24 protein-coding genes are annotated in these 21827 nt (G+C 56.3%); 10 read left to right on the forward strand and 14 right to left on the reverse strand.

The features are described 5' to 3' along the window. Nucleotides 1–10 precede the first annotated feature (10 nt). The 14 genes from lpxA to rpsB all read right to left on the reverse strand — a co-directional run bounded on the left by lpxA (nt 11) and on the right by rpsB (nt 12818). Nucleotides 11–808, reverse strand: coding sequence for an acyl-ACP--UDP-N-acetylglucosamine O-acyltransferase (gene lpxA, locus ABYM29_RS01480; RefSeq protein WP_372861211.1), 798 nt, complete (start codon nt 806–808; stop codon nt 11–13). Beyond that, nucleotides 808–1242, reverse strand: coding sequence for a 3-hydroxyacyl-ACP dehydratase FabZ (gene fabZ / locus ABYM29_RS01485; protein WP_372861213.1), 435 nt, complete (start codon nt 1240–1242; stop codon nt 808–810). The genes lpxA and fabZ overlap by 1 nt, the downstream gene beginning before the upstream one ends. Before the next feature lie 8 nt (nt 1243–1250). Further along, nucleotides 1251–2312, reverse strand: a complete 1062-nt coding sequence (lpxD, locus tag ABYM29_RS01490; protein ID WP_372861216.1) for a UDP-3-O-(3-hydroxymyristoyl)glucosamine N-acyltransferase — start codon at nt 2310–2312, stop codon at nt 1251–1253. Beyond that, on the reverse strand, nt 2312–2821 hold the full coding sequence (locus ABYM29_RS01495) for an OmpH family outer membrane protein (RefSeq protein ID WP_372861219.1): 510 nt from the start codon (nt 2819–2821) through the stop codon (nt 2312–2314). Before ABYM29_RS01495 ends, lpxD begins: the two co-directional genes overlap by 1 nt. 30 nt (nt 2822–2851) lie before the next feature. After that, nucleotides 2852–5434 (reverse strand): outer membrane protein assembly factor BamA, encoded by a 2583-nt coding sequence (bamA, locus tag ABYM29_RS01500; RefSeq protein ID WP_372861222.1) that lies wholly within the window; start codon nt 5432–5434, stop codon nt 2852–2854. A gap of 83 nt (nt 5435–5517) precedes the next feature. Beyond that, nucleotides 5518–5892, reverse strand: coding sequence for a site-2 protease family protein (locus ABYM29_RS01505; protein ID WP_372861318.1), 375 nt, complete (start codon nt 5890–5892; stop codon nt 5518–5520). Between the two features lie 18 nt (nt 5893–5910). After that, entirely contained in the window at nt 5911–6876 is a 966-nt protein-coding gene (gene rseP / locus ABYM29_RS01510) for an RIP metalloprotease RseP (protein WP_372861225.1), read from the reverse strand. Nucleotides 6877–6886: 10 nt separating this feature from the next. Continuing rightward, nucleotides 6887–8062 carry a 1-deoxy-D-xylulose-5-phosphate reductoisomerase gene (gene ispC, locus ABYM29_RS01515; protein WP_372861227.1) on the reverse strand — a complete coding sequence of 392 codons (1176 nt, stop codon included), beginning with the start codon at nt 8060–8062 and terminating at the stop codon, nt 6887–6889. 2 nt (nt 8063–8064) lie between these two features. Further along, on the reverse strand, nt 8065–8898 hold the full coding sequence (locus ABYM29_RS01520; RefSeq protein ID WP_372861229.1) for a phosphatidate cytidylyltransferase: 834 nt from the start codon (nt 8896–8898) through the stop codon (nt 8065–8067). Nucleotides 8899–8918: 20 nt separating this feature from the next. Next, nucleotides 8919–9677 (reverse strand): polyprenyl diphosphate synthase, encoded by a 759-nt coding sequence (gene uppS, locus ABYM29_RS01525; protein WP_372861232.1) that lies wholly within the window; start codon nt 9675–9677, stop codon nt 8919–8921. A gap of 20 nt (nt 9678–9697) precedes the next feature. Continuing rightward, nucleotides 9698–10255: a ribosome recycling factor gene (gene frr, locus ABYM29_RS01530; protein WP_372861234.1), complete on the reverse strand. Its 558-nt coding sequence runs from the start codon at nt 10253–10255 to the stop codon at nt 9698–9700. A 31-nt stretch (nt 10256–10286) separates the two neighbouring features. Next, nucleotides 10287–11018, reverse strand: a complete 732-nt coding sequence (gene pyrH / locus ABYM29_RS01535; RefSeq protein WP_372861237.1) for a UMP kinase — start codon at nt 11016–11018, stop codon at nt 10287–10289. An 80-nt stretch (nt 11019–11098) separates the two neighbouring features. Then, nucleotides 11099–11962 carry a translation elongation factor Ts gene (tsf, locus tag ABYM29_RS01540; RefSeq protein WP_372861239.1) on the reverse strand — a complete coding sequence of 288 codons (864 nt, stop codon included), beginning with the start codon at nt 11960–11962 and terminating at the stop codon, nt 11099–11101. A 109-nt stretch (nt 11963–12071) separates the two neighbouring features. After that, the gene (gene rpsB / locus ABYM29_RS01545) at nt 12072–12818 is read right to left on the reverse strand and encodes a 30S ribosomal protein S2 (protein WP_372861241.1); all 747 of its coding nucleotides are present in this window, start codon (nt 12816–12818) and stop codon (nt 12072–12074) included. 287 nt (nt 12819–13105) lie between these two features. Here rpsB and map point away from each other — a divergent pair, with 287 nt between their 5' ends. The 10 genes from map to ABYM29_RS01595 all read left to right on the forward strand — a co-directional run bounded on the left by map (nt 13106) and on the right by ABYM29_RS01595 (nt 21826). Continuing rightward, nucleotides 13106–13897: a type I methionyl aminopeptidase gene (gene map / locus ABYM29_RS01550; RefSeq protein WP_372861243.1), complete on the forward strand. Its 792-nt coding sequence runs from the start codon at nt 13106–13108 to the stop codon at nt 13895–13897. 6 nt (nt 13898–13903) lie between these two features. Next, nucleotides 13904–16570 carry a [protein-PII] uridylyltransferase gene (locus ABYM29_RS01555; RefSeq protein WP_372861246.1) on the forward strand — a complete coding sequence of 889 codons (2667 nt, stop codon included), beginning with the start codon at nt 13904–13906 and terminating at the stop codon, nt 16568–16570. Continuing rightward, nucleotides 16567–17751: a succinyldiaminopimelate transaminase gene (dapC, locus tag ABYM29_RS01560; RefSeq protein ID WP_372861248.1), complete on the forward strand. Its 1185-nt coding sequence runs from the start codon at nt 16567–16569 to the stop codon at nt 17749–17751. The genes ABYM29_RS01555 and dapC overlap by 4 nt, the downstream gene beginning before the upstream one ends. Before the next feature lie 30 nt (nt 17752–17781). Beyond that, the gene (nth, locus tag ABYM29_RS01565) at nt 17782–18435 is read left to right on the forward strand and encodes an endonuclease III (protein ID WP_372861321.1); all 654 of its coding nucleotides are present in this window, start codon (nt 17782–17784) and stop codon (nt 18433–18435) included. A 71-nt stretch (nt 18436–18506) separates the two neighbouring features. Next, nucleotides 18507–18866, forward strand: a complete 360-nt coding sequence (locus ABYM29_RS01570) for an ArsC family reductase (RefSeq protein WP_372861250.1) — start codon at nt 18507–18509, stop codon at nt 18864–18866. Nucleotides 18867–18887: 21 nt separating this feature from the next. Continuing rightward, nucleotides 18888–19925 (forward strand): 2,3,4,5-tetrahydropyridine-2,6-dicarboxylate N-succinyltransferase, encoded by a 1038-nt coding sequence (gene dapD / locus ABYM29_RS01575; protein ID WP_372861252.1) that lies wholly within the window; start codon nt 18888–18890, stop codon nt 19923–19925. A gap of 134 nt (nt 19926–20059) precedes the next feature. After that, complete coding sequence (locus ABYM29_RS01580; RefSeq protein ID WP_372861255.1) at nt 20060–20248, forward strand: PLDc N-terminal domain-containing protein; 189 nt, start codon at nt 20060–20062, stop codon at nt 20246–20248. Between the two features lies 1 nt (nt 20249). Next, entirely contained in the window at nt 20250–20696 is a 447-nt protein-coding gene (locus tag ABYM29_RS01585; protein ID WP_372861258.1) for an MgtC/SapB family protein, read from the forward strand. A gap of 146 nt (nt 20697–20842) precedes the next feature. Beyond that, the gene (locus ABYM29_RS01590) at nt 20843–21250 is read left to right on the forward strand and encodes a YqaA family protein (protein WP_372861260.1); all 408 of its coding nucleotides are present in this window, start codon (nt 20843–20845) and stop codon (nt 21248–21250) included. Nucleotides 21251–21268: 18 nt separating this feature from the next. Continuing rightward, entirely contained in the window at nt 21269–21826 is a 558-nt protein-coding gene (locus ABYM29_RS01595; protein WP_372861261.1) for a YaeQ family protein, read from the forward strand. The last annotated feature ends 1 nt before the right edge of the window (nt 21827 follow it).

The following is a 21827-nucleotide window of genomic DNA, read 5'->3' on the forward strand; positions in this document are numbered from 1 at the left end:
TTGGCGGCGTTTAACGAACGATGCCGCGCTGTGATTGTTTCAGGGAGTCGGCTAAACACTGCACCTCAGGGTGATCCGCAATCAGCGGTTCTAAGGCATTCAAGGCTTCCTCTACCGTCAGGCCCTGACGATAAATAATTTTATACGCGCGGCGAATCGCAGCAATAGCCTCACTGCTGAAACCACGTCGCTTAAGCCCTTCAACATTAATTGTCTTCGCTTCTGCCGGGCTGCCACTAACGGTCACATAGGCCGGCACATCCTTACTGATATGGCAGCCGAAGCCAGAGAAGCTATGCTTGCCAATTGCGCAAAATTGGTGGACCAGTGAATAGCCACTAAGAATAGCCCAGTCACCAACAACCACGTGCCCCGCCAGCGAGGCATTATTCACTAGAATACAGTGATCACCGATAATTGAATCGTGACCGACGTGGGCATAGGCCATAAGCAAGTTATTGCTGCCAATAACGGTTTTACCCAAGTCCTGTACAGTACCGCGGTGAATCGTCACGCCTTCGCGAATAATATTATTATCGCCGACGATCAATTCAGTGGGTTCACCCTTGTATTTCAGATCAGGGGTATCTTCCCCCACTGTCGAAAACTGGTATATGGTGTTGTTCTTGCCGATCCGAGTGGGCCCCTTGAGAACCACATGAGAGCGCACATCGCAGCCTTCACCCAATTCGACGCCGGGACCAACGACCGTCCAGGGGCCAATTTTTACGTTGGCAGCAATCACCGCAGTAGGATCGATAATTGCGCGCGGATCGATATCCGCACTGGCATCAATATGACCTGCCATCACTTTTTCCGGTCAATACACAAAATAGTCGCAGAACACGCCAACACATCGTCAACGTAAGCTTGGCAATCAAATTTCCAGAGGCCTTTGCGATCCGACACATATTGCGCTTTCAAAATCAGCTGATCGCCGGGCACGACCTGTTTTTTAAACCGGGCATTATCAACACCGGCAAACATGTAAATCGAGCCGTCTGAAGGCTTCTTATCCAGAGTTTTAAAACCGAGAATACCCGCCGCCTGAGCCATCGCCTCAATAATTAATACTCCGGGCATAATCGGCAGCCCAGGGAAATGACCGTTGAAGTGATTTTCATTGCCAGTGACGTTTTTCACGGCAACAATTGACTCGCCGAGTGTCAACTCAACGACTTTATCTACCAGCAAAAACGGATAGCGATGAGGCAAATATTCCTTAACCTCATTAATGTCCATAACTGTGCTCAATTTTCGTCCTCGTGCAGTGTTCGTAATTGTTTTTCCATCGCCTGAACCCGGCGATACAACTCGTCAAGCTTCGCCAGGCGAGCGGTATTTTTTCGCCATCGGTTCGACTCCATCAATGGACTACCGCCACTGGAATAAGAACCCGCCTTATCAATAGACTTAGTCACGAGACTACGCGCAGTCAGATGGACTCCGTCAGCAATATGGATGTGGCCGACAACGCCAATATTCCCCGCGAGGGTGCAGTTTTTTCCTATGACCGCGCTGCCCGCCACCTGCGAGCAAGCCGCCATCGCGGTCCCGTCGCCCACTTCGACGTTGTGTGCAATCATGGTAAAGTCGTCCATGATCACTCCGTCACCGATCACGGTGTCATTCAGAGCACCGCGATCAATACAGGAGTTAGCGCCAATCTCTACACGACTCCCAATCCGCACACCGCCCAGCTGGTGAATTTTTACCCAGCCCACTGACGAAGGGGCAAAACCGAAACCATCTCCGCCAATCACTACGCCCGAGTGGACCACGCAGTGATCGCCAATACTAACGCCGTGATAAATACTGACATTGGCGTGAATCAAACAGTGCTTGCCAATACGACTGTCGCGGCCAATCACAGTGCCCGCGGCAATCACACTGCCCTCACCCACCTCTGCGCCCACCTCAATAACGCAATTGGCGCCGATACTTGCACTGGGGTGCACATTATCCGACTCCAATACAGCACTGGGGTGTACGCCCGCCCGCGGTTTTTCCACAGGATCAAACAAGGCACTGGCACGGGCGTAGGCAAGGTAGGGATCATCAGCGACGATCAGCGCGCGGTCTGGCTTGGCGGCCAGCGCATCGTCTACCATAGACGGATGCAAAATTACCGCTCCGGCCGCGCTGCTGTTTAACTGGCTGCGGTACTTAACATTAGCCAAAAAACTCAGCTGTTGCGGGCCCGCACTGTCCAGCGCGGCAAGCCCTTGTAGCCACTTGTCGCCGTCGCCATGCAGCGGCAAGTTCAGAAGCCCGGCGACCTCGGCGAGACGCAGTGATTTCTGCACAGCCATTACTTCGCCTGGTTAAGTTTATCGGCGACTTTAGCAGTAATGTTATATCCGGCATCTGCGTGCATCACCGCCTTAGCAGGCAACAACAGACCAATATTTTCTTCTTTAATAATTTCGGGCAACAACTTTTGCAGCTTCGGACCAATCTCTTTCATGATGGTCTGCACTTCTTGCTGCTGAGCCGCTTCAATTTTACGCGCCAAGTGCTCACCGTCTGCGCGCTTGGAGTCAATTTTGTTCTTGGCCAATTGGCGCTGTTCAGCGCTGAGGATTTCAATATCTTTCTGGAGTTTTTCCACCAGCTTTTCGTAATCCTTACGCACGGTCTCAAGCTCTGAAAGGTTGTTCTTAAATTCTTTTTGATTACGCAGCGCATTCAAGCGTTGCTTGGCAACATCGGTATTCAGTACCGCAGCCTCCAAATCAAATACCGCTATGCGGCCTTGTGCCAAGGCAACAGAACCCCAGGCCATGGCCAGCATCAGTACCGCAAATTTAAACAGCTTCATGTAAAACTCCCAAACATTATTCTAAGTGGATTAAAAAGTGCGACCGAGTGAGAACTGGAATATCTCGGTTTCGTCGATTTTCACATCATTCAGGGCGCGCCCCAGACTGAAGGTCAGCGGGCCAAATCCAGTAATCCAGGTAACCCCGAAACCCGCCGAGTAACGCAGTTCATCGATATTTGGCGAAGAACAGTTGATCTGCGTTGAACTACAGCTTGTGCTAAACACGTTACCGGCATCAATAAACAAGCCACTGCGCACCGACCGCTGATCCTTGACAAAAGGCAGCGGGAACAATAATTCAATACTGCCTTCCATTAACACATTGCCGCCGAAGGGGTCGGCCTCATCACCCAAGGAGTCGGCCGTATCGACCACCAACAAACCGGTAGCCGGATCCAGTACGTAGGCCGCCTGCGCCGACAGTGCCGTGGCATTGCCATCTTCGTCAATCGCTGTCGCCGCCTGACTAATGCGATAAATATCCGCCGGCGAGCTGCGTGGCCCCAAGGTATTACTACGGAAACCTCGCACCGAGCTAAAGCCACCGGCATAGAAGTGCTCATAGAATGGCAGCTTATCGAGGTTGCCATAGCCGTCACCGTAGCCCAGCTCCGTTTTGAAGCGCAGTGTAAAACTGCTGCTGAGCGGCACATACAGCTGGCCGTTGTAGGTCAGGCGGTAATATTCAAGATCAGAGCCCGGGATCGACGCCTCCAGCGACAACGATTGCGAAGCGCCTCGGGTTGCCAGCAAGCCACGGTTCAATGTCGACTGACGCCAGGAGATCCCGGCCGTGAAATTGCCAAACTCGTCGCCAAATTCGTCAAGGAAACCTGGCTCTTCACTATTGGTCAAAGCGCTATCCGGCAAATTAGCGATATCTTCGAGCACTTCAGCGACGGTATAGCGGCCGGTATTCGGGTCAGTAGTACTGACAAAGTAATGGTCAACCGCATCGAAAATACGGGGACTGGTCTTAATCTCTTTTACTGCACGAACACCGGCTTCGATCGAAGTCAAGCTGTAGCCAAACTCGAAGCCCAAGCGTTCTGTTTCAGAAATGGGGTAACCGAAGTTAACACTGGTGCCATACGTATCCGTGGTGTAACTGGCAACATTGACCTCTTCAAAGTCTGTAGCGCGGTAAAAAACTGAGAAACCGCGACTTACACCATCCTCGGTAAAATAGGGGTCCAGGTAGTTAAAGCTGGCGCTGCTCTGGAAATCACTGCGCGACAACCCAAAACCAACCTGTTTGCCGGTGCCCAAAAAGTTATTTTGCTGAATATTCGCACTGAGCAACAGGCCGCTGTCCTGAGAGAAACCCACACTGGCGCCAAGGCTTCCCGAACTCTGCTCTTCCACGGAATAGGTCAGATCGATCAGGTCGTCGCTACCGGGGACCTCGAGAGTCTCGACCTTAGCCTCTTTAAAGTAACCCAGCCGCTCCAAGCGCACTCGCGACATCTCAATTTTATTTGCCGAAGCCGGTGCCGCTTCCATCTGGCGCATCTCGCGACGCAGCACCTCGTCAGAGGTCCGGGCATTACCTTCAAAACTAATGCGGCGCACATAGGTGCGCTTACCAGGATCAACGAAGAACTTTAAGGCAACGGTGTTATCCTCATCATTCACTTCAGGGATACCGCGCACCTTAGCAAAATTGTAGCCTTCGTTACCCAGGCGCTTAACCAAAAACTCTTCAGTACTGGTCACCAGCGCCTGAGAAAACACCTGGCCTTCGCGAACGAGGACAAAGCGCTTAAGATCCTCTTCCGGCAGCACTAAGTCACCGGACAATTCCGCGCCACTCACCGTGTACTTCTCGCCCTCGCTGACATTAATCGTCAAGTACACGGACTTGCGATCCGGGCTAATTGACACCTGAATCGAGTCGGTATTAAAGCGCAGATAACCGCGGTCTAAATAGTAGGAATTAAGCTTTTCCAGGTCACCCTTAAGCTTTTCACGGGCATATTTATCGCTACTGCTAAAAAAGGAGAAAAAGCCGCTGGGTTTCAGCTCAAACTCGTCCAGCAAGGTCTCATCGTCATAGACGCTATTGCCAACGATGTTGATATGCTTGATAGAGGCGGTACTTCCCTCATCGATATTAATAGATATCGACACTCGATTGCGTGGCTCGGCCACAACGTCTGTTTCGATACTCGCATCATAGCGCCCCTGCGACACATACTGCCGAGTTAGCTCCATGCGCATATTTTCTAGGGTCGCGCGCTTAAATACCTGCCCTTCCGCAAGCCCGGCCCCTTTTAAACCGTCGAGCAGAGCCTCGCTCGCCAGCGCTTTATTACCCTCGAGATTGATTTTGCTAATGGCAGGTCTCTCAACCACCTGCACAACAAGCACATCCTCATCGATACCTATTTGAATATCATCAAAGTTTCCCGTGGCAAACAGCGCCCTCGCAGACTTCGCAACGGCCTGCTGACTAAGCACGTCACCCACATTCAGCGGCAGCGCCGAAAACACCGTTTCGGCGGAGATGCGCTGCAATCCCTCAATCCGAATATCATTGATTCGGGTCTGGGCCAAGGCCAGCGGGCTCGCCAAACAAATAAATACTGCGTAAAGAAAAAAGCGTTTCATCAAAAACCAGCAACCACGGCTAGGGCCCTATCCCACTAAAAGACGGACAGAGCACTGGGTAAAATATATCGCGAAGCCCAAAATCAGAGGCGCAATACGTCGTTGTATAAAGCAAAAAACATGACACAAACCACCAGCGCCAGCCCCAACTGATTGGCCCATGCCTGCACTTGTTCCGTCACCGGCCTGCCGATAAGTCCTTCAATCGAGGCGTAAACGATATGGCCACCATCCAAAATCGGAATCGGGAGCAAGTTCAATACCGCCAAACTGATGCTCAGCAAGCCCAAAAAACTCAGCCAGGCAAAAAACCCATACTGCGCAGAGGAGCCGGCCACTTTAGCAATGGTTATCGGACCACTCAAGTTTTTCGGTGACAGTAAACCGGTGATCATTTTTTTTATCGATTCAAGCGTAAACAGGCTCATTCGCCAAGTTTTGTCGGCAGCTGCAAGCAGTGCCGCAACTGGCCCGTATTATACCTCTCGGCGCATGCTCTCCGGCCACTCCGGCAGTGCCACGCCAACACCAGCAAAACCCACTGCCGTGCCGGAATCTTCTAACTTGCGCTCAGGTGTCATCGTCAAGCGCATTGTCACGCCATTGCGCAGCAACTCAAGAGCCATGGGCTGACCGGGACTGGCGCGTACCATACGCACCCAGCTATGCCAGTCCGGCAACGACTCGCCATTAACCGCCACGATCACATCACCGACTTGCAAACCTGCGCGCGCGGCCGCGCCGCCCGACACCAACTCACCAATCTCCGGCAACAATTCCGGCACAAACAGACTCACGCCCAGCTCATCTAAAGGCTTTGGCTCATCGACGTCCTGCATCCAGCGATCGATATAGACACTGTTTTGGTATTCCAGTGCCGAGTTGGGCGTTTTAACGGTAATAGTCAACTCACCACTCTCACCGATACGCTCCAACAGTTGCATCTGCAGCGTCTCCCAGGTAGCCGTATCGACGCCATCAACAGCAACGATTTCTTGGCCGCGCTCCAAGCCAGCCCGCTCGGCCAGAGAGCCTGGCAACACCTCAGCAATAATCGGCGCCACGCCGCTGACGCCATTGAGAAACACCAACCAGTAAGCAAAGATCGCCAGTAGAAAGTTAGCTGCGGGTCCAGCCGCCGCAATCGCTATACGCCGCGCTGGTGTTGCGCGATTGAAGGCCATATGCAACTGCTCGTCAGGCACCTCGCCCTCGCGCTCGTCGAGCATTTTCACATAGCCGCCCAAGGGAATGCCGGCAACAACATACTCAGTGCCCTGGGCATCCTGCCAGCGAAGCAGCGGCTTGCCGAAACCCACCGAAAAACGCAGCACTTTCACACCACAGCGCCGCGCCACCCAAAAATGGCCAAATTCGTGAACGGCAACCAACACGGCCAAGGTCACGACAGTAATCACTACGGTCTGTAAAAGATCCAACACCTGTATTCCCTCAGGATCCAAATTCACCGATCAGCGACTGGGCACGCTCCCGCGCCAGCGCATCCGCAGCTTGGACATCAGCCAGTGACTGCGGTTCAACATTCTCAACGTTCTCGATGACTCGCTCTAAAAGTCGGGGAATGGCCGCAAAAGACAGCTGCCGATTCAAAAAAGCATCAACCGCCACCTCATTGGCCGCATTGAGACTCGCACTGGCAATCCCGCCGGCCTCAGCCGCCTCCCGAGCCAAGCGCAAACAGGGGAAACGCTGCTCATCTGGCGCCTCGAAGTCCAATCGCGCCTGCAGTATCAAGTCGAGACTCGCCACCCCCGAATTCATTCGGCGGGGCCAGGCCAGTGCGTGAGCAATGGGGGTGCGCATATCAGGCTGCCCCATCTGGGCCAATACCGAGCCGTCGACATACTCCACCATCGAATGGATCACACTCTGAGGGTGGACCACGACATCAATACGCGATGGCGGGCAGTGAAACAACCAACACGCCTCAATCAACTCCAAGCCCTTATTCATCATGGTCGCGGAGTCTACCGAAATTTTTCGCCCCATCTCCCAATTCGGGTGGGCACAGGCCTCATCAGGGGTCACCGAGGCAAAAGTATCCAGTGGCCGCTGCCGGAATGGACCGCCGGAGCCGGTCAGCAAAATACGTCGCACGCCTTGGGCGTCCAGGCCATCGCGATGCACCCCCGGCATACACTGAAAAATGGCATTGTGTTCGCTATCGATGGGCAACAAGGTAGCACCGTGGGCGTCCACCGCGTCCATAAATAATCGACCGGCCATTACCAACGACTCTTTGTTGGCCAGCAGCACCTTGCCGCCAGCTCGCACAGCGGCCAGGGTAGGCAACAGACCGGCTGCACCGACGATCGCCGCCATTACCGTATCGGCCTCGGCGGCAACCTGGCAAAGCCCCTGCTCGCCACTAAGCACCTGCGACTCACTGCCGGCCGCGCGCAGTTTCGCTTGCAACAACTCGGCACTAGCGGCATCACGCAAGACTAAATAGCGGGGGCGGTGAACGAGGGCCTGATCGAACAGCGCATCGACACTGGTATTAGCGGTTAACGCATAGACTTCAAAATCAGCCGGATGCCGCGACAGCACATCCAGCGTACTCACTCCGATCGAGCCCGTGGACCCCAGAACCGTAACCCGTTCCATGCCTACCAACCCACCGACATCAGGCCCAGAGTAAACACCGGCGACGCCGCCGTCAGACTGTCAACCCGATCCATAATGCCGCCGTGCCCGGGCAGGAGTTGGCCGCTATCCTTAACACCGCGATGACGCTTAACCATACTCTCCAGCAAATCGCCCAGCACCGATGCCAGTACAGTAATGGCCGCCAACAACAGCATCACCGGCAAGCTCACCGGCATACCGCCAGGCCAACTAAACCACAGCCCCGCCATCAGCACGACGCTGCACACCAAGCCCCCCCAAAATCCGGCCCAGGACTTACCCGGACTGACGGCGGGCGCCAATTTAGCCTTGCCGAAACGGCGACCACAGAAATAAGCGCCAACATCGGCCGCCGCAACTAGGGCGAGCAACATCACGATCAACCACACGCCACCATCGAGACTGCGCAAGTAACTCAGCGACCACCAGGTCGGCAACAACACCAACACCCCCATGATCACTCTCAGCGGCCGCGCCCCCCACAGCCCGGCACTCTGCGGATAAGCCTTCACCCACAACAACGCCACAGCCCACCAAACACAGGCGGCAACCAGCAACTCACGCAAACGCAGCGGCGACCACTCGCCTACTGCACCAAGGTGCCAATAGGAGGCGGCGATCAACACCGCAATCAGCGCGACATAGCCAAGACGAGCGGGCACTGCTGACAAGTCGCTGAGATCCGCCCATTCCCAGGCCGCGAGCAGAACAATCGCGGCAAATAACAAGGCGAGCTGACTGGCAGACAAATAGGCCATTGCCACAAACAGTGCGGCAACAATCAACACGGCGGTAATAATCCGCTGTTTAAGCATAAAAGGTAAATCTCCGGTTTTTATTCGCCGTTGTCATTATCATTATTGCGGCCGCCATAGCGACGCTCGCGACTCGCAAAGGCATCCAGCGCCCGCCCCATTTCCAGCTCGTCAAAATCGGGCCACAAGCAATCACAGAAATAGAACTCACTGTAAGCCAACTGCCACAGCATAAAATTACTAATGCGCTGCTCGCCGGCAGTGCGAATACACAAATCAGGCTTAGGCAGGTCGGCCAGCGCGGTGTACTGATCAAACAGACTAATATCGATGTCATCGGCGCGCAATTCTCCCGCCTCAACGCGCTTCGCGAGCTGTCGGGTGGCACTAACGATGTCCCACTGGCCACCGTAATCCACGGCAATCACCAAGGTAGTATCGCGATTGAAACGAGTGAGCTGCTCACTGTAATCCATCTGCTTGCGCAAACTGGCAGAAAAGCGATCGCGCTCGCCAATAAAGCGCATCCGCACGCCATCCTCATGCAACTTGCGGGTCTCGCTTTCCAGATAACTGGAAAACAACCGCATAAGCGCCTGTACTTCCAGGCTGGGGCGCTGCCAATTCTCGCTGGAAAACGCGAACAGGGTGATGACTTCCACACCGCGTTTACGACTACTGGCTAGCAAGCCACGAATCACTTCTACGCCGGCGCGGTGGCCGCCGGCGGCTTTAAGCCCACGTTTTTTTGCCCAACGGTTGTTGCCATCCATAATAATGGCAACGTGACGTGGGGCGACGGGGCGTTCTGAGGCGCACTGGCCATTATCAACTGCCATGAAAACCGCTTCTTAGCCGATCAGATTTCCATCAGATCGTTTTCTTTAGCCGCCAGAGCCTTGTCGACCTCAGCGATGTATTTATCAGTAATTTTCTGCACATCGTCTTGGGCGCGACGCTCTTCATCTTCACTGATTTCTTTTTCTTTGAGCAGCTCTTTGACATCAGCCAGCACATCGCGACGAGCATTGCGAATCGAAATACGAGCGCTTTCCGCCTCTTGGCGAGCCTGCTTGATATAACCCTTGCGAGTTTCCTCTGTCAGGGCTGGCATAGGAATGCGTATCACCGCACCCGCAGTGCTGGGATTAAGCCCTAAATCCGACTTCATGATGGCCTTTTCAACATCGGGCACCACATTTTTTTCCCAAGGGGTGACCGTTAGCGTGCGAGCATCCTCAACACCAATATTAGCCAGCTGGCTGAGCGGCGTTTCCGAGCCGTAGTAAGACACGCGAATATTGTCGAGCAGACTAGGGTGAGCACGACCGGTGCGGATCTTGTTGAAATTCGAGCCCAAGGCCTCAATGGTCCTCGCCATGCGCTCTTGAGCATCTTGTTTGAGTTCGTTTATCACTGTTTCACTCTCCTCGATTGACGTCGCGGCCTCAGCCCGCCGACACCAAAGTTCCCTCGTTACCGCCAACGACAATATTCAACAGGGCACCCTGTTGCTCCATGGCGAATACCCGCAATGGCATATTGTGATCGCGGCACAGACAAATAGCCGTCAAGTCCATCACCGCCAACTTCTTGTCCAGCACCTCATCGTAACTCAGATGATCGTACTTCTGCGCCTCGGGGTCGATCATCGGGTCTGCACTGTAAACCCCGTCGACCTTCGTCGCCTTCAGCACGAGGTCGGCATCCACTTCGATCCCGCGCAGGCAGGCCGCCGAATCGGTGGTAAAGAATGGGTTGCCCGTGCCTGCGGCAAAAATCACCACCTCGCCGCGACTCAGCGCGCGAATCGCCTTGCGACGATCGTAGTGATCAACCACACCGCTCATCGGAATCGCCGACATCACAGAGGACTTGATATTACTGCGCTCCAAGGCATCACGCATCGCCAAGGCATTCATCAGCGTCGCCAACATACCCATATGGTCGCCGGTAACTCGATCCAGGCCAGCGGTCTGCAGGGCCGCACCGCGAAACAGGTTACCACCACCGACAACCAGTCCAACCTGCACACCAATACCCACCAGCTGCCCGACTTCCAAGGCCATGCGATCGAGCACTTTGGGGTCGATACCAAAACCGAGCTGCCCCATCAGGGCCTCACCGCTCAGTTTAAGGAGAATGCGCTTATATTTTTTGTCACGACTCTGAGTAGACATGTTACACCCCGTAAATCCCGCTTTCGCACATATCTTTCAACACAAAGAAAAACGGGGCCTTCAGGCCCCGCTAACGCGACTCAGCCCTTGAGCTGCGCAGCCACTTCGGCTGCAAAGTCGACTTCTTCTTTTTCTATACCCTCACCGACTTCAAAACGGATAAAGGTTTGAATGTCGGCACCGGCATTTTTCAGCAACTTGCCAACCGTCAGATCCGGCTCCTTAACGAAGGCCTGATCTACCAGCGCATTTTCCGCCAGGAATTTGCGGATACGACCCTCAATCATCTTCTCGATGATTTCAGCCGGCTTGCCGCTTTCCTGCGCCTGAGCCGTGAAGATTTCACGCTCTTTAATCACTTCTTCCTCAGGCATATCCGCCTGCTTAGCAACGCGCGGATTTACCGCCGCCACATGCATGGCGACATCGCGTGCCAGCTCTGCATCACCGCCTTTCAAAGCAACCAACACCGCGATACGGTTGTTGGAGTGCACGTAGCTATCTACCACGCCCGCTTCAGCGGTCAACACTTCTACGCGGCGCACAGAGATATTCTCACCAATTTTCTGTACCAGCGCCTCGCGAGCCTGCTCCAACTCACCGGCCATCAGTGCGGCAATATCCGTTTGCTTGTCAGCGAAAGCCTTGTTGGCTACCAGGTCGACAAAAGCCAGGAAGCCGTCGTCGCGTGCCACAAAGTCAGTTTCGCTGTTTACTTCCACCACAACCGCATAGCTGCCGTCTTCGGCCACTTTAGTGGCAACAACACCGTCAGCAGCGGTACGACCGGCCTTCTTGGCAGCCTTCATACCACTGGACTTGCGCAGCTCTTCAATTGCCAGCTCGATATCACCATTGGCTTCGTTCAGTGCCTTCTTGCACTCCATCATGCCAAGACCCGTACGCTCGCGGAGCTCTTTAACCATTGCTGCTGAAACAGCCATCCTAAAATCCTCTTGTTTGGGCTAATGCTGGGCCGGGTTAACAGGCCTGCTCAATAGATATCCAAAAAAAGGGGGCCGTGCCCCCTTTTACAGCGTTTACACAGGGCGATTACTCAGCCGCTGCGCCGCCTTCTTCCTGTGCCACTTCAACAAACTCGTCAGCAGCGACAGCAGCGTTTGCGCTGGCATTGATGATCGCGTCCGCGACAGCAGTCACGTAAAGCTTAATGGCGCGAATCGCGTCATCGTTACCGGGAATCACGTAGTCAACACCGTCTGGGTTGCTGTTAGTATCTACGATACCGAAAACCGGGATACCCAGCTTATTGGCTTCCTGGATAGCAATACGCTCGTGATCAACATCAATCACAAACAGTGCATCAGGCAGGCCAGACATTTCTTTAATACCACCAATGGAGCGCTCCAGCTTCTCCATATCGCGGTGACGCATCAGCGCCTCTTTCTTGGTCAACTTGTCGAAAGTGCCATCCTGAGCTTGGCTTTCCAGCTCACGCAGACGACGCACAGACTGGCGAATAGTCTTATAGTTGGTCAGCATACCACCCAACCAGCGGTGGCTAACAAAGGGCATACCCGAGCGGCTCGCCTGCTCGGCAACAATCTTGCTAGCGGCGCGCTTAGTACCTACAAACAGCACCTTGTTCTTGTTAGCGGCCAGCTTCGCAACCGCGTCCAGCGCGTTATTCATCGCAGGGACAGTGTGCTCGAGGTTAATGATATGAATCTTATTGCGGGCACCAAAGATGAAGGGCGCCATCTTGGGATTCCAGTAACGCGTTTGGTGACCAAAGTGAACACCGGCTTGCAGCATTTCACGCATGCTTACATGAGACATGATTTTTCCTTGATTTTCATCGGGTTAGGAACTTGCATCTGCCCCGCAACCCAACCACAGCTATACTGCAGCACCCGGGATTACGTGTCGGCAAATGCGCGTCGTTTATGCCCTACCAGCAGGGGGCCTGCTTTCGGGGCGCGTATTTATACCACAGCGCCCCTGCAAACTAAAGCCCAAAGGCATTTTTGACAGCACTGCACAGCCACAACAATCGCCTCCACAGCGGTGATGGTCTACAATGCCCTGCTTTGAGTTTTCCGACCATCCGAACAGACCTTTCCACTATGAATGTAAGCATCAAGTCCCCGCAAGACATCGCCGCCATGCGCGTCGCCGGCCGCCTGGCTGCCGAGGTGCTGGAAATGATTGCCGAGCACGTGCGCCCAGGCATCAGCACCGCCGAGCTTGACCGCATTTGCCACGACTATATTGTTAATGTGCAACAGGCCATTCCCGCCCCCCTGAACTACAACGGCTTCCCTAAATCGATATGCACTTCGGTCAACGAGGTGATTTGCCACGGCATCCCCTCCGACAAGAAAATTCTCAAAGACGGTGACCTGCTCAATATCGATGTCACCGTCATTAAAGACGGCTGGCACGGCGATACCAATCGCATGTTTTATGTGGGCGACGTCGCCGACCACGCCAAGCGCCTGTGTGTCGTCACTCAGGAGTGCCTGTATCAGGCGATTGAACTGGTAAAACCGGGTTGCCGGCTCAGCGACATCGGCAAAGTCATAGCCAAACACGCCCGCAGCAACCACTACAGCGTCGTAGAAGAGTACTGTGGCCACGGCATCGGCCAGGGCTTCCACGAAGACCCGCAGGTACTCCACTATGGCGAGGGCTACAACCGTGGCAACGACCTAGTGCTTGCCGAGGGCATGACCTTTACCATTGAACCGATGATTAACGCGGGCAAAAAGCAAACCAAACTCAATGTAAAAGACGGCTGGACAGTAACCACTCGCGACCGCCGCCTGTCAGCCCAGTGGGAACACACCATGGCCGTCACCGCCGACGGCGTCGAAGTACTGACCGCCCGCCCCGACGAGCCATTTTACAAGGGTTAAACCACCATGAGCAGCACGCTGCTGAGTACCGAGGCGCTACAAAACGCCACAGCCCGCTCCAACAACTTGGTTGCGACCTATAAACAGTACCTCAGCGAGCTACAGGAGGAGCTGCGGGAGCGCTTCACTGCAGACGAGGCAATCCACAAGCTCGTGCGGCTGCGCTCAGACAAGATCGATATACTGCTGAGCGATCTCTGGAACCAGTACCAGTGGGGTGAGGATATTGCCCTAATTGCCGTCGGCGGATACGGCCGCGGTGAACTCCACCCCTGCTCAGACATCGACCTACTCATTCTCACCAGCGACAACAAGCACAACTACCGTGAAAACATCGAGGGTCTGATCACCCACCTGTGGGATATCAACCTGGAAATTGGTCACAGTGTGCGCAGCATCGACGAATGCCGCCAAGCCGCTATCGAAGATATCACCGTGGTCACCAATCTCATGGAGTCGCGGCCGCTAGCCGGTAACCCGGCGCTGCACCAGCAACTCATGCCACTGGTTGGCCCCGATCAAATCTGGCCCAGCGCCGAATTCTTTCGCGCCAAATGGGATGAGCAAATCAGCCGCCATCGCAAATACGCCAATACCGAATACAATTTAGAGCCAAATATAAAGAGTTCACCAGGCGGCCTGCGCGACATTCAAATGATTGGCTGGGTGATCAAGCGCCACTTCGGCGCCCAGTCTGTCGACGAGTTGCGCGAACGACTGTTTCTCAGCCAGGAAGAACTGGACACCCTCAAGGATGGCCAAAACTACCTCTGGCGACTGCGCTTTGCCCTGCACCTCATCGCCGGTCGCGAGGAAGACCGCCTGCTGTTTGATCACCAGCGCACCCTGGCAGCCCAGTTTGGCTACGAAGACGACGACAGCAAACTCGCCGTCGAGCGCTTTATGCAACAATACTACCGCTGGGCCCAGCACCTCGGCGAACTCAACGATGTGCTGATGCAGCACTTTGACGAAACCATTTTGCGCGCCTGCGAGGCGGAAACCGTACTGGAGTTAAACCCACGCTTTCGCATCCGCAACGGCCACATTGAAGTCAGCAACGATAAGGTCTTTGAAAAAACGCCCTCGGCGCTGATGGAAATCTTTGTACTGATGGCCCACCACGACGCCATCGATGGCGTGCGCGCCAGCACCATCCGGCTGATTCGCAAATCGCGCCATTTAATCGACGACAACTTCCGCAACGACCCGCGCAACAAGCGCTTTTTTATGGAGCTGCTGTGTGCGCCACAGCGCGTGGCGCTGAACCTGCGCCGCATGAAGCGCTTTGGCGTGTTGGGCAAATTTATCCCGGCCTTTGGCAAAATCACCGGGCAGATGCAGCACGACCTGTTTCATATTTACTCGGTCGACGCCCACACCCTTGAACTGATCAAAAATCTCAGTCGCTTCCGCTACCCGGACATGGTCAAGGTCTACCCCATGGCCTGTCGCATTATGCAGCGCCTGCCCAAACCGGAGCTGCTATTTCTCGCCGGCCTGTTCCACGACATTGCCAAGGGCCGCGGCGGCGACCACTCCAGCCTCGGCGCAGTAGACGCCCGGGAATTCTGTCAATACCTGGGCCTGAACAAGCGCGACACCAACCTGGTGGCCTGGCTGGTGGAAAAACACCTGGAGATGTCCTCGGTTTCCCAGCGCAAAGATATTCAAGACCCCGACGTCATTCGTGACTTCGCCCTGCAAATGGGCGACCAGCAACATCTCGACTACCTGTTTTGCCTGACCATTGCCGATATCAATGCCACCAACCCCAGCCTATGGACCTCGTGGCGGGCATCGCTGATGCGCCAGCTCTATGCCGAAACCCGCCGCGCCCTGCGCCGCGGTCTGGAAAACCCCATCGACAAACAGGAGTGGATCGCCGAAACCCAACTCGGCGCGATTGAAAAGCTCGAAGACTACGGCTTTACCGAGAGTGAAATTCGCGCGCTGTGGGGCAATACCGGCGAAGACTACTTTATCCGCGAACAAATCGACGACATTGTCTGGCACTGCCGCGCTATCGCCCAGCGCACCTCGCCCGACGCGTCGCTGGTGTTGGTAAAGGAAGGTGGCTTGCTGGACCACGAGGGCGCCACGCAGATTTTTGTGCACACCCCCTCGCGCAAGGGCACCTTTGCGCTGCTGGCCGGCGCACTGGAACAGCTGGACCTGAGCATTCAGGATGCGCGGATCTATAACGCCGGTACCGGCTATACCCTGGACACCTTCTATGTACTGGGTGTAGACGGCGAGCCGATTGGCGACAACCCCGAGCGCATCCGCGAAATTGTCGAATTTCTCACCCAGCAACTGGAAAGCCCCGAGGACTCCCAGGAACTGGTCAACCGCCGTATGCCCCGGCAAATGCGCCTGTTCTCCACGCCGACGCGCACCAGCATGGCCACCGACCTCAACAAGGGCCACACCGTGCTGGAGGTAATCACTCCCGACCGCCCCGGCCTGCTGGCGCGACTGGCGCGCATCTTTAACGACTACGGCGTGCGCCTGCAAAATGCCAAAATCGCCACCCTCGGCGAACGCGTCGAAGACGTATTCTTCGTCACCGACGAAGACAACCGGCCGATCAACGACCCCCAGCTATGCGAGCAAATTCAGCTGGCAATCTGCCGGGAACTGGACGAAAAAGCGAGCAACCAAGCGAAATGAACCCGCGTTTAAACACACTCCACGCCTATCCCTTTGAGAAGCTGCGCGCCCTGCTCGGCGACAGCCAGAGCAGCCTGTCGCCAATACCACTATCGATAGGCGAACCCCGCCACCCGGCGCCGCAATTTGTCGCCGACACCCTGGCCGGGGAATTGGCCAAGCTCAGTAACTACCCCACTACCAAGGGCATTGCGGAACTGCGCCAAAGCATCGCCGACTGGGCGACGCGCCGCTTTGCGCTCGCCGCTCTCGACCCAGACAGTCAAGTGTTGCCCGTCAATGGCACCCGCGAGGCGCTATTTGCCTTCGCCCAAGCGGTGGTCAGCCCCGCCGACAACGCCCTAGTATGCAGCCCCAACCCCTTTTACCAGATCTATGAAGGCGCCGCCCTGCTGGCCGGTGCGCAGCCCCACTTTCTGCCCTGCACCGCCGACAACGGCTTTATCCCCGACTACGACGCCGTGCCCGCGGAGATCTGGCAGCGCTGCCAATTGCTCTACCTGTGCAGCCCCGGTAACCCCAGCGGCGCCGTCACCGACATTGCCACCCTGCAAAAGCTGATCCGTCTGGCCGATCAATATGACTTCGTCCTGGCCAGCGACGAGTGCTATTCCGAACTGTACTTTGACGAACAGGCGCCGCCAGCCGGTCTGCTGCAAGCCTGCGCCGACATGGGCCGCAACGACTACCAGCGCTGCGTGGTGTTTCACAGCCTGTCCAAGCGATCAAACCTGCCCGGCCTGCGTTCGGGCTTTGTCGCTGGCGATGCAGATATCCTCGCCGACTTTTTGCTCTACCGCACCTATCACGGCTGCGCCATGCCGGTACAACACCAACTGGCCAGCGCCGCGGCCTGGGGCGACGAGCAACATGTTAAAGACAACCGCGACCGCTACCGCGAAAAATTTGCACGCGTACTGGCCGAGCTAGATGGCTGCCTGGATGTCAGCCAGCCCGAGGCGTCGTTCTATTTGTGGGCAAAAACCCCCATTGCCGACACCGACTTTGCCCAACAGCTATTCGCCCAGCAGCACGTCACAGTATTGCCCGGCTCCTACCTGTCGCGCGAGGTCGACGGCAGCAATCCCGGCAGCGGCTATGTGCGCATGGCACTGGTTGCCGAACTGGACAACTGCGTCGAGGCCGCCGCCCGCATTCGCCGCTTTGTCGAGAGCCTGTAGGCGATGTGCAATAAGCAGCCAGCGCGAAATTTGCTCAAGGCCGAGCGCGTTGACTACATTCTGCGGCGCCTAAACGAGCTCTACCCCGAGCAGCCGATTCCGCTGGACCACAAAGACCCCTACACCCTGCTGGTCGCCGTGCTGCTGTCGGCGCAGTGCACCGACGAGCGCGTCAACCAGGTCACCCCGGCGCTGTTTGCCCTGGCCGACAACCCCTTCGATATGGCCAGACAAAGTGTCGACGACATCCGCGCCATTATCCGCCCCTGCGGCCTGTCGCCACAGAAATCAAAAGCCATTCAGCGGCTGTCGGAAATTTTAGTCGAGGACTACAACGGCATCGTGCCCGAAGATATGGCGGCATTGGAAACCCTGCCCGGTGTCGGCCATAAAACCGCCAGCGTGGTCATGTCCCAGGCTTTCGGCGTACCGGCCTTCCCGGTAGACACCCACATCCACCGGCTCGCCCAACGCTGGGGCCTAAGCAGCGGCAAAAACGTCGCCCAAACCGAAAAAGACCTGAAACGGCTATTCCCCCGCGAGCACTGGAATGCCCTGCACCTGCAAATCATCTACTACGGCCGGGAATACTGCAGCGCCCGCGGCTGCGACGGCACCGTCTGCGAAATTTGTACAACTTGCTACCCGCAGCGCAAAAAGCCCAAGAAAACCCGCAAGGCCTGAGGCCCGCGCCGCCGTGAACCCCCGGCGGCTTTTTGCTATGATAGGCGGCTTTCCGCAAGCAGACCTAGACCATGAGCAGCACACTATACGGAATTAAAAACTGCGACACCGTGCGCGCCGCCCGCCGCTGGCTGGAGCAACACAATATCGACTACCACTTCCACGATGTGCGCGATCAGCCGCTCGACAGCAGCCAGCTACACCACTGGCTGAACGAGCTTGGCCGCGACAAATTGGTCAATAAACGCAGCACCACCTGGAAACAACTCGATGCCGAGCAGCGCGATAATCTAGACGATGACAGTGCCGTGCAGCTGCTGCTTGCGCACCCGACATTAATGAAACGGCCGCTGCTGGATACCGGCAGCAGCCTGACACTCGGTTTTAAAGCCGAGCATTACCAGAGTTTATTCACCCACCACACGCTTTAAGCCTGCAAGAGAGAGTTATTGATGAGCGAGACATTATTCAGCCTGGGCATTGGCCTCGGCAGCCAGAACAGCAAAGGCGAATGGCTGGACACATTCTACCCCCAGCCACTGCTGCAACCCGCCGCCGCCGTGTGCACGGCGATCACCAGCGTCGTGGACTACCAGGGTGGCAATGCCGCAATCAGCGTTAACAGCGAGCAAATGAGCCGTCTTGCCGAAGCCCTCAAAGCCGCCGGCGACCGCGGCCAAGCCGATATCGCCGCCCAGCTGGCTACCAGTAACCAGCCGCTGGTCGTCACCCTGCTGGCCGAAGATGCCGCGCCCAGCTCTGTGCCCGAGGGCTATTTGAAACTGCACCTGCTGTCACACCGCCTCGCCAAACCCCACACCCTGGATCTGAGCGGTCTGTTTGGCGTGCTGCCCAATGTTGCCTGGACCAATCGCGGCGCCATCGACCTGCGCGAGCTGCCCCAGCGCCAGCTTGAGGCTCGCCTGAATGGTGAGCTGCTGGAAGTTATGTCGGTAGACAAGTTCCCTAAAATGACCAACTACGTGATGCCTTCCGGCGTGCGTATTGCCCACACCGCGCGCGTTCGTCTGGGTGCCTACCTCGGCGAGGGCACCACCATCATGCACGAGGGCTTCGTCAACTTTAATGCCGGCACCGAAGGCCCGGGCATGATCGAAGGCCGCATCTCGGCGGGTGTCATGATCGGCGCCGGCTCTGACCTCGGCGGCGGCTGCTCCACCATGGGCACCCTGTCTGGCGGCAACAACATTATCATCTCCATTGGCAAAGAGTGTCTGATCGGCGCCAATGCCGGTGTCGGCATTCCGCTGGGTGACCGCTGCACTATTGAGGCTGGCCTGTATATTACAGCCGGCTCGGTGGTGAGCATGATCGACGAAAAAGGCGAACAGGCCGGCACCGTCAAAGCCCGCGATTTGGCCGGCCAGTCTGACCTCCTGTTCCGCCGCAACTCCAAAAACGGCGCCATTGAAGTGTTGACCAATAAATCGGCCATCGCCCTCAATGAGATGCTGCACGCCCACAACTAAAGTCAGCTCGCCGCTTCAATAACAAGCCGCCCCATTGTGGGCGGCTTTTTTGTAGGTGGTGAACGGCCCCAGCAGGCACTATTCTATAACTTGTCGGTGCAGCTTTTCTCAAGCCAATTAAACAGGGGCACGGCATGGAATTTGCGATTACGGGACTGTTTGGGCTACTCATCTTTATTGCCGACATCTGGGCCATCCTCAATATCGTGCAAAGCCGCAATAGCTCCAGCAACAAACTGCTGTGGATCGCCTTGATTTTGCTACTCCCCCTACTGGGGCTGCTCATCTGGTGGTTATCTGGGCCGCGACAGGGGCGCCAGTAATATGCCGCTGTTTCCCGAAATTGACTGGCCACTGGTCGGCCACCACCTCACCCAGCTGGCCATTGCCTACCTCTTAGCCATCCCCATCGGCTGGAATCGCGAGGCGGAATCCCGGGGCGTTGGCCTGCGCACCTTTCCACTGGTCGCCATCGCCTGCTGCGCCTATTTATTGATTGGCCGCGATGTACTCAGCGGCTCGGAGCCCCACGCGCGGCTGATGTATGGCTTGATGAGCGGCATCGGCTTTATCGGTGGCGGCGCCATCCTCAAACAGGGGGGATCGGTAAGCGGTACCGCCACAGCGGCCGCGATCTGGTCGACCGGAGCAATCGGCACCGCGGTAGCCTGGCAGCGCTATGAAATTGCCATCGTCGTCAGCCTGATCACCTTTTTAACGCTGCGCGCGTTACTGCCCCTCAAGCGCTGGGCTAACGCCGATAAGCCCTAGACACGGCAACTGCGGAGCGCGCCACCCACACCAGGGAACCCCGGCCATCGGCAATGGTGTACAATGCCCCTCCAGCCAGCCCGGCAGCAACACCTGTCCAATGCGCACAGCGAGACCACAGCACGGTGATTAGCCCGTATTTACTCTTGTTTGCAGCTTCCTTTGGCGCCGCCACCCTGCTGCCGTTTTACTCTGAAATCATATTGGTCACGCAGCTGCAAGCCGGCTTGCCAGCGCTCTGGCTATGGCTAGCGGCCAGCAGCGGCAATACGCTGGGCGCCGGTGTAAACTGGTGGCTGGGGCGCAAACTCAGCCACTACGCCGACCGCCGCTGGTTCCCCGTACGGCAAAAAGATCTGGAGCGAGCGCAGAACTGGTTTGGGCGCTATGGCAAATGGACGCTGCTGATGTCCTGGCTGCCCATCGGCGGCGATGCCCTCACCGTCGTTGGCGGCATTATGCGGGTGCCGGCCTTCAGTTTTTTCACACTGGTCGCCATCGGCAAAAGTCTGCGCTACGCCATGCTGATACTCGGGTACAATGCCGCGGTCTAACCACATAAGGCGGCCAACATGGCTCTGAGCGCGAGTATTTTCAAAGCTGACATCGACATCAGCGACCTGCGGCGTCACTACTACCAAAGCCATCAGCTCACTCTGGCCCGCCACCCCTCTGAAACCGACGAGCGGATGATGCTGCGCCTGCTGGCCTTTGCCTTGTTCGCCGACGAACAACTGAGCTTTACCCGCGGCCTCAGCAACGACGACGAGCCGGATCTGTGGCAGCGCAGTCTCAGCGGCGAAATCGACCTGTGGCTGGAGCTCGGCCAGCCCAGCGACAAGCGACTGCGCCGCGCCCGCTCGCAATCGCCCAGGGTCGTCATTATGACCCACGGCGGCCGCCCCGCCGTCCAGTGGTGGCTGGAACAGGGCGAGCAGCTCGGCAAGCAAGCGTGGCTGACCGTCGTCGATATTCCCAGTGAACAATCCCAGGCCCTAGCCGGCCTTGCCCAGCGCAATATGCAGCTGCAATTCACCGTCGACGAAGACAGCATCTGGGTCTCCAGCGACAGCGAAAACCTGCAAATCTGCCCTGTGCTACGCTGTGGCGAGTTACTGCAAACCGACTAGG

It is taken from the genome of Spongiibacter sp. (genome assembly GCF_041602295.1).
Classification (GTDB): domain Bacteria; phylum Pseudomonadota; class Gammaproteobacteria; order Pseudomonadales; family Spongiibacteraceae; genus Spongiibacter.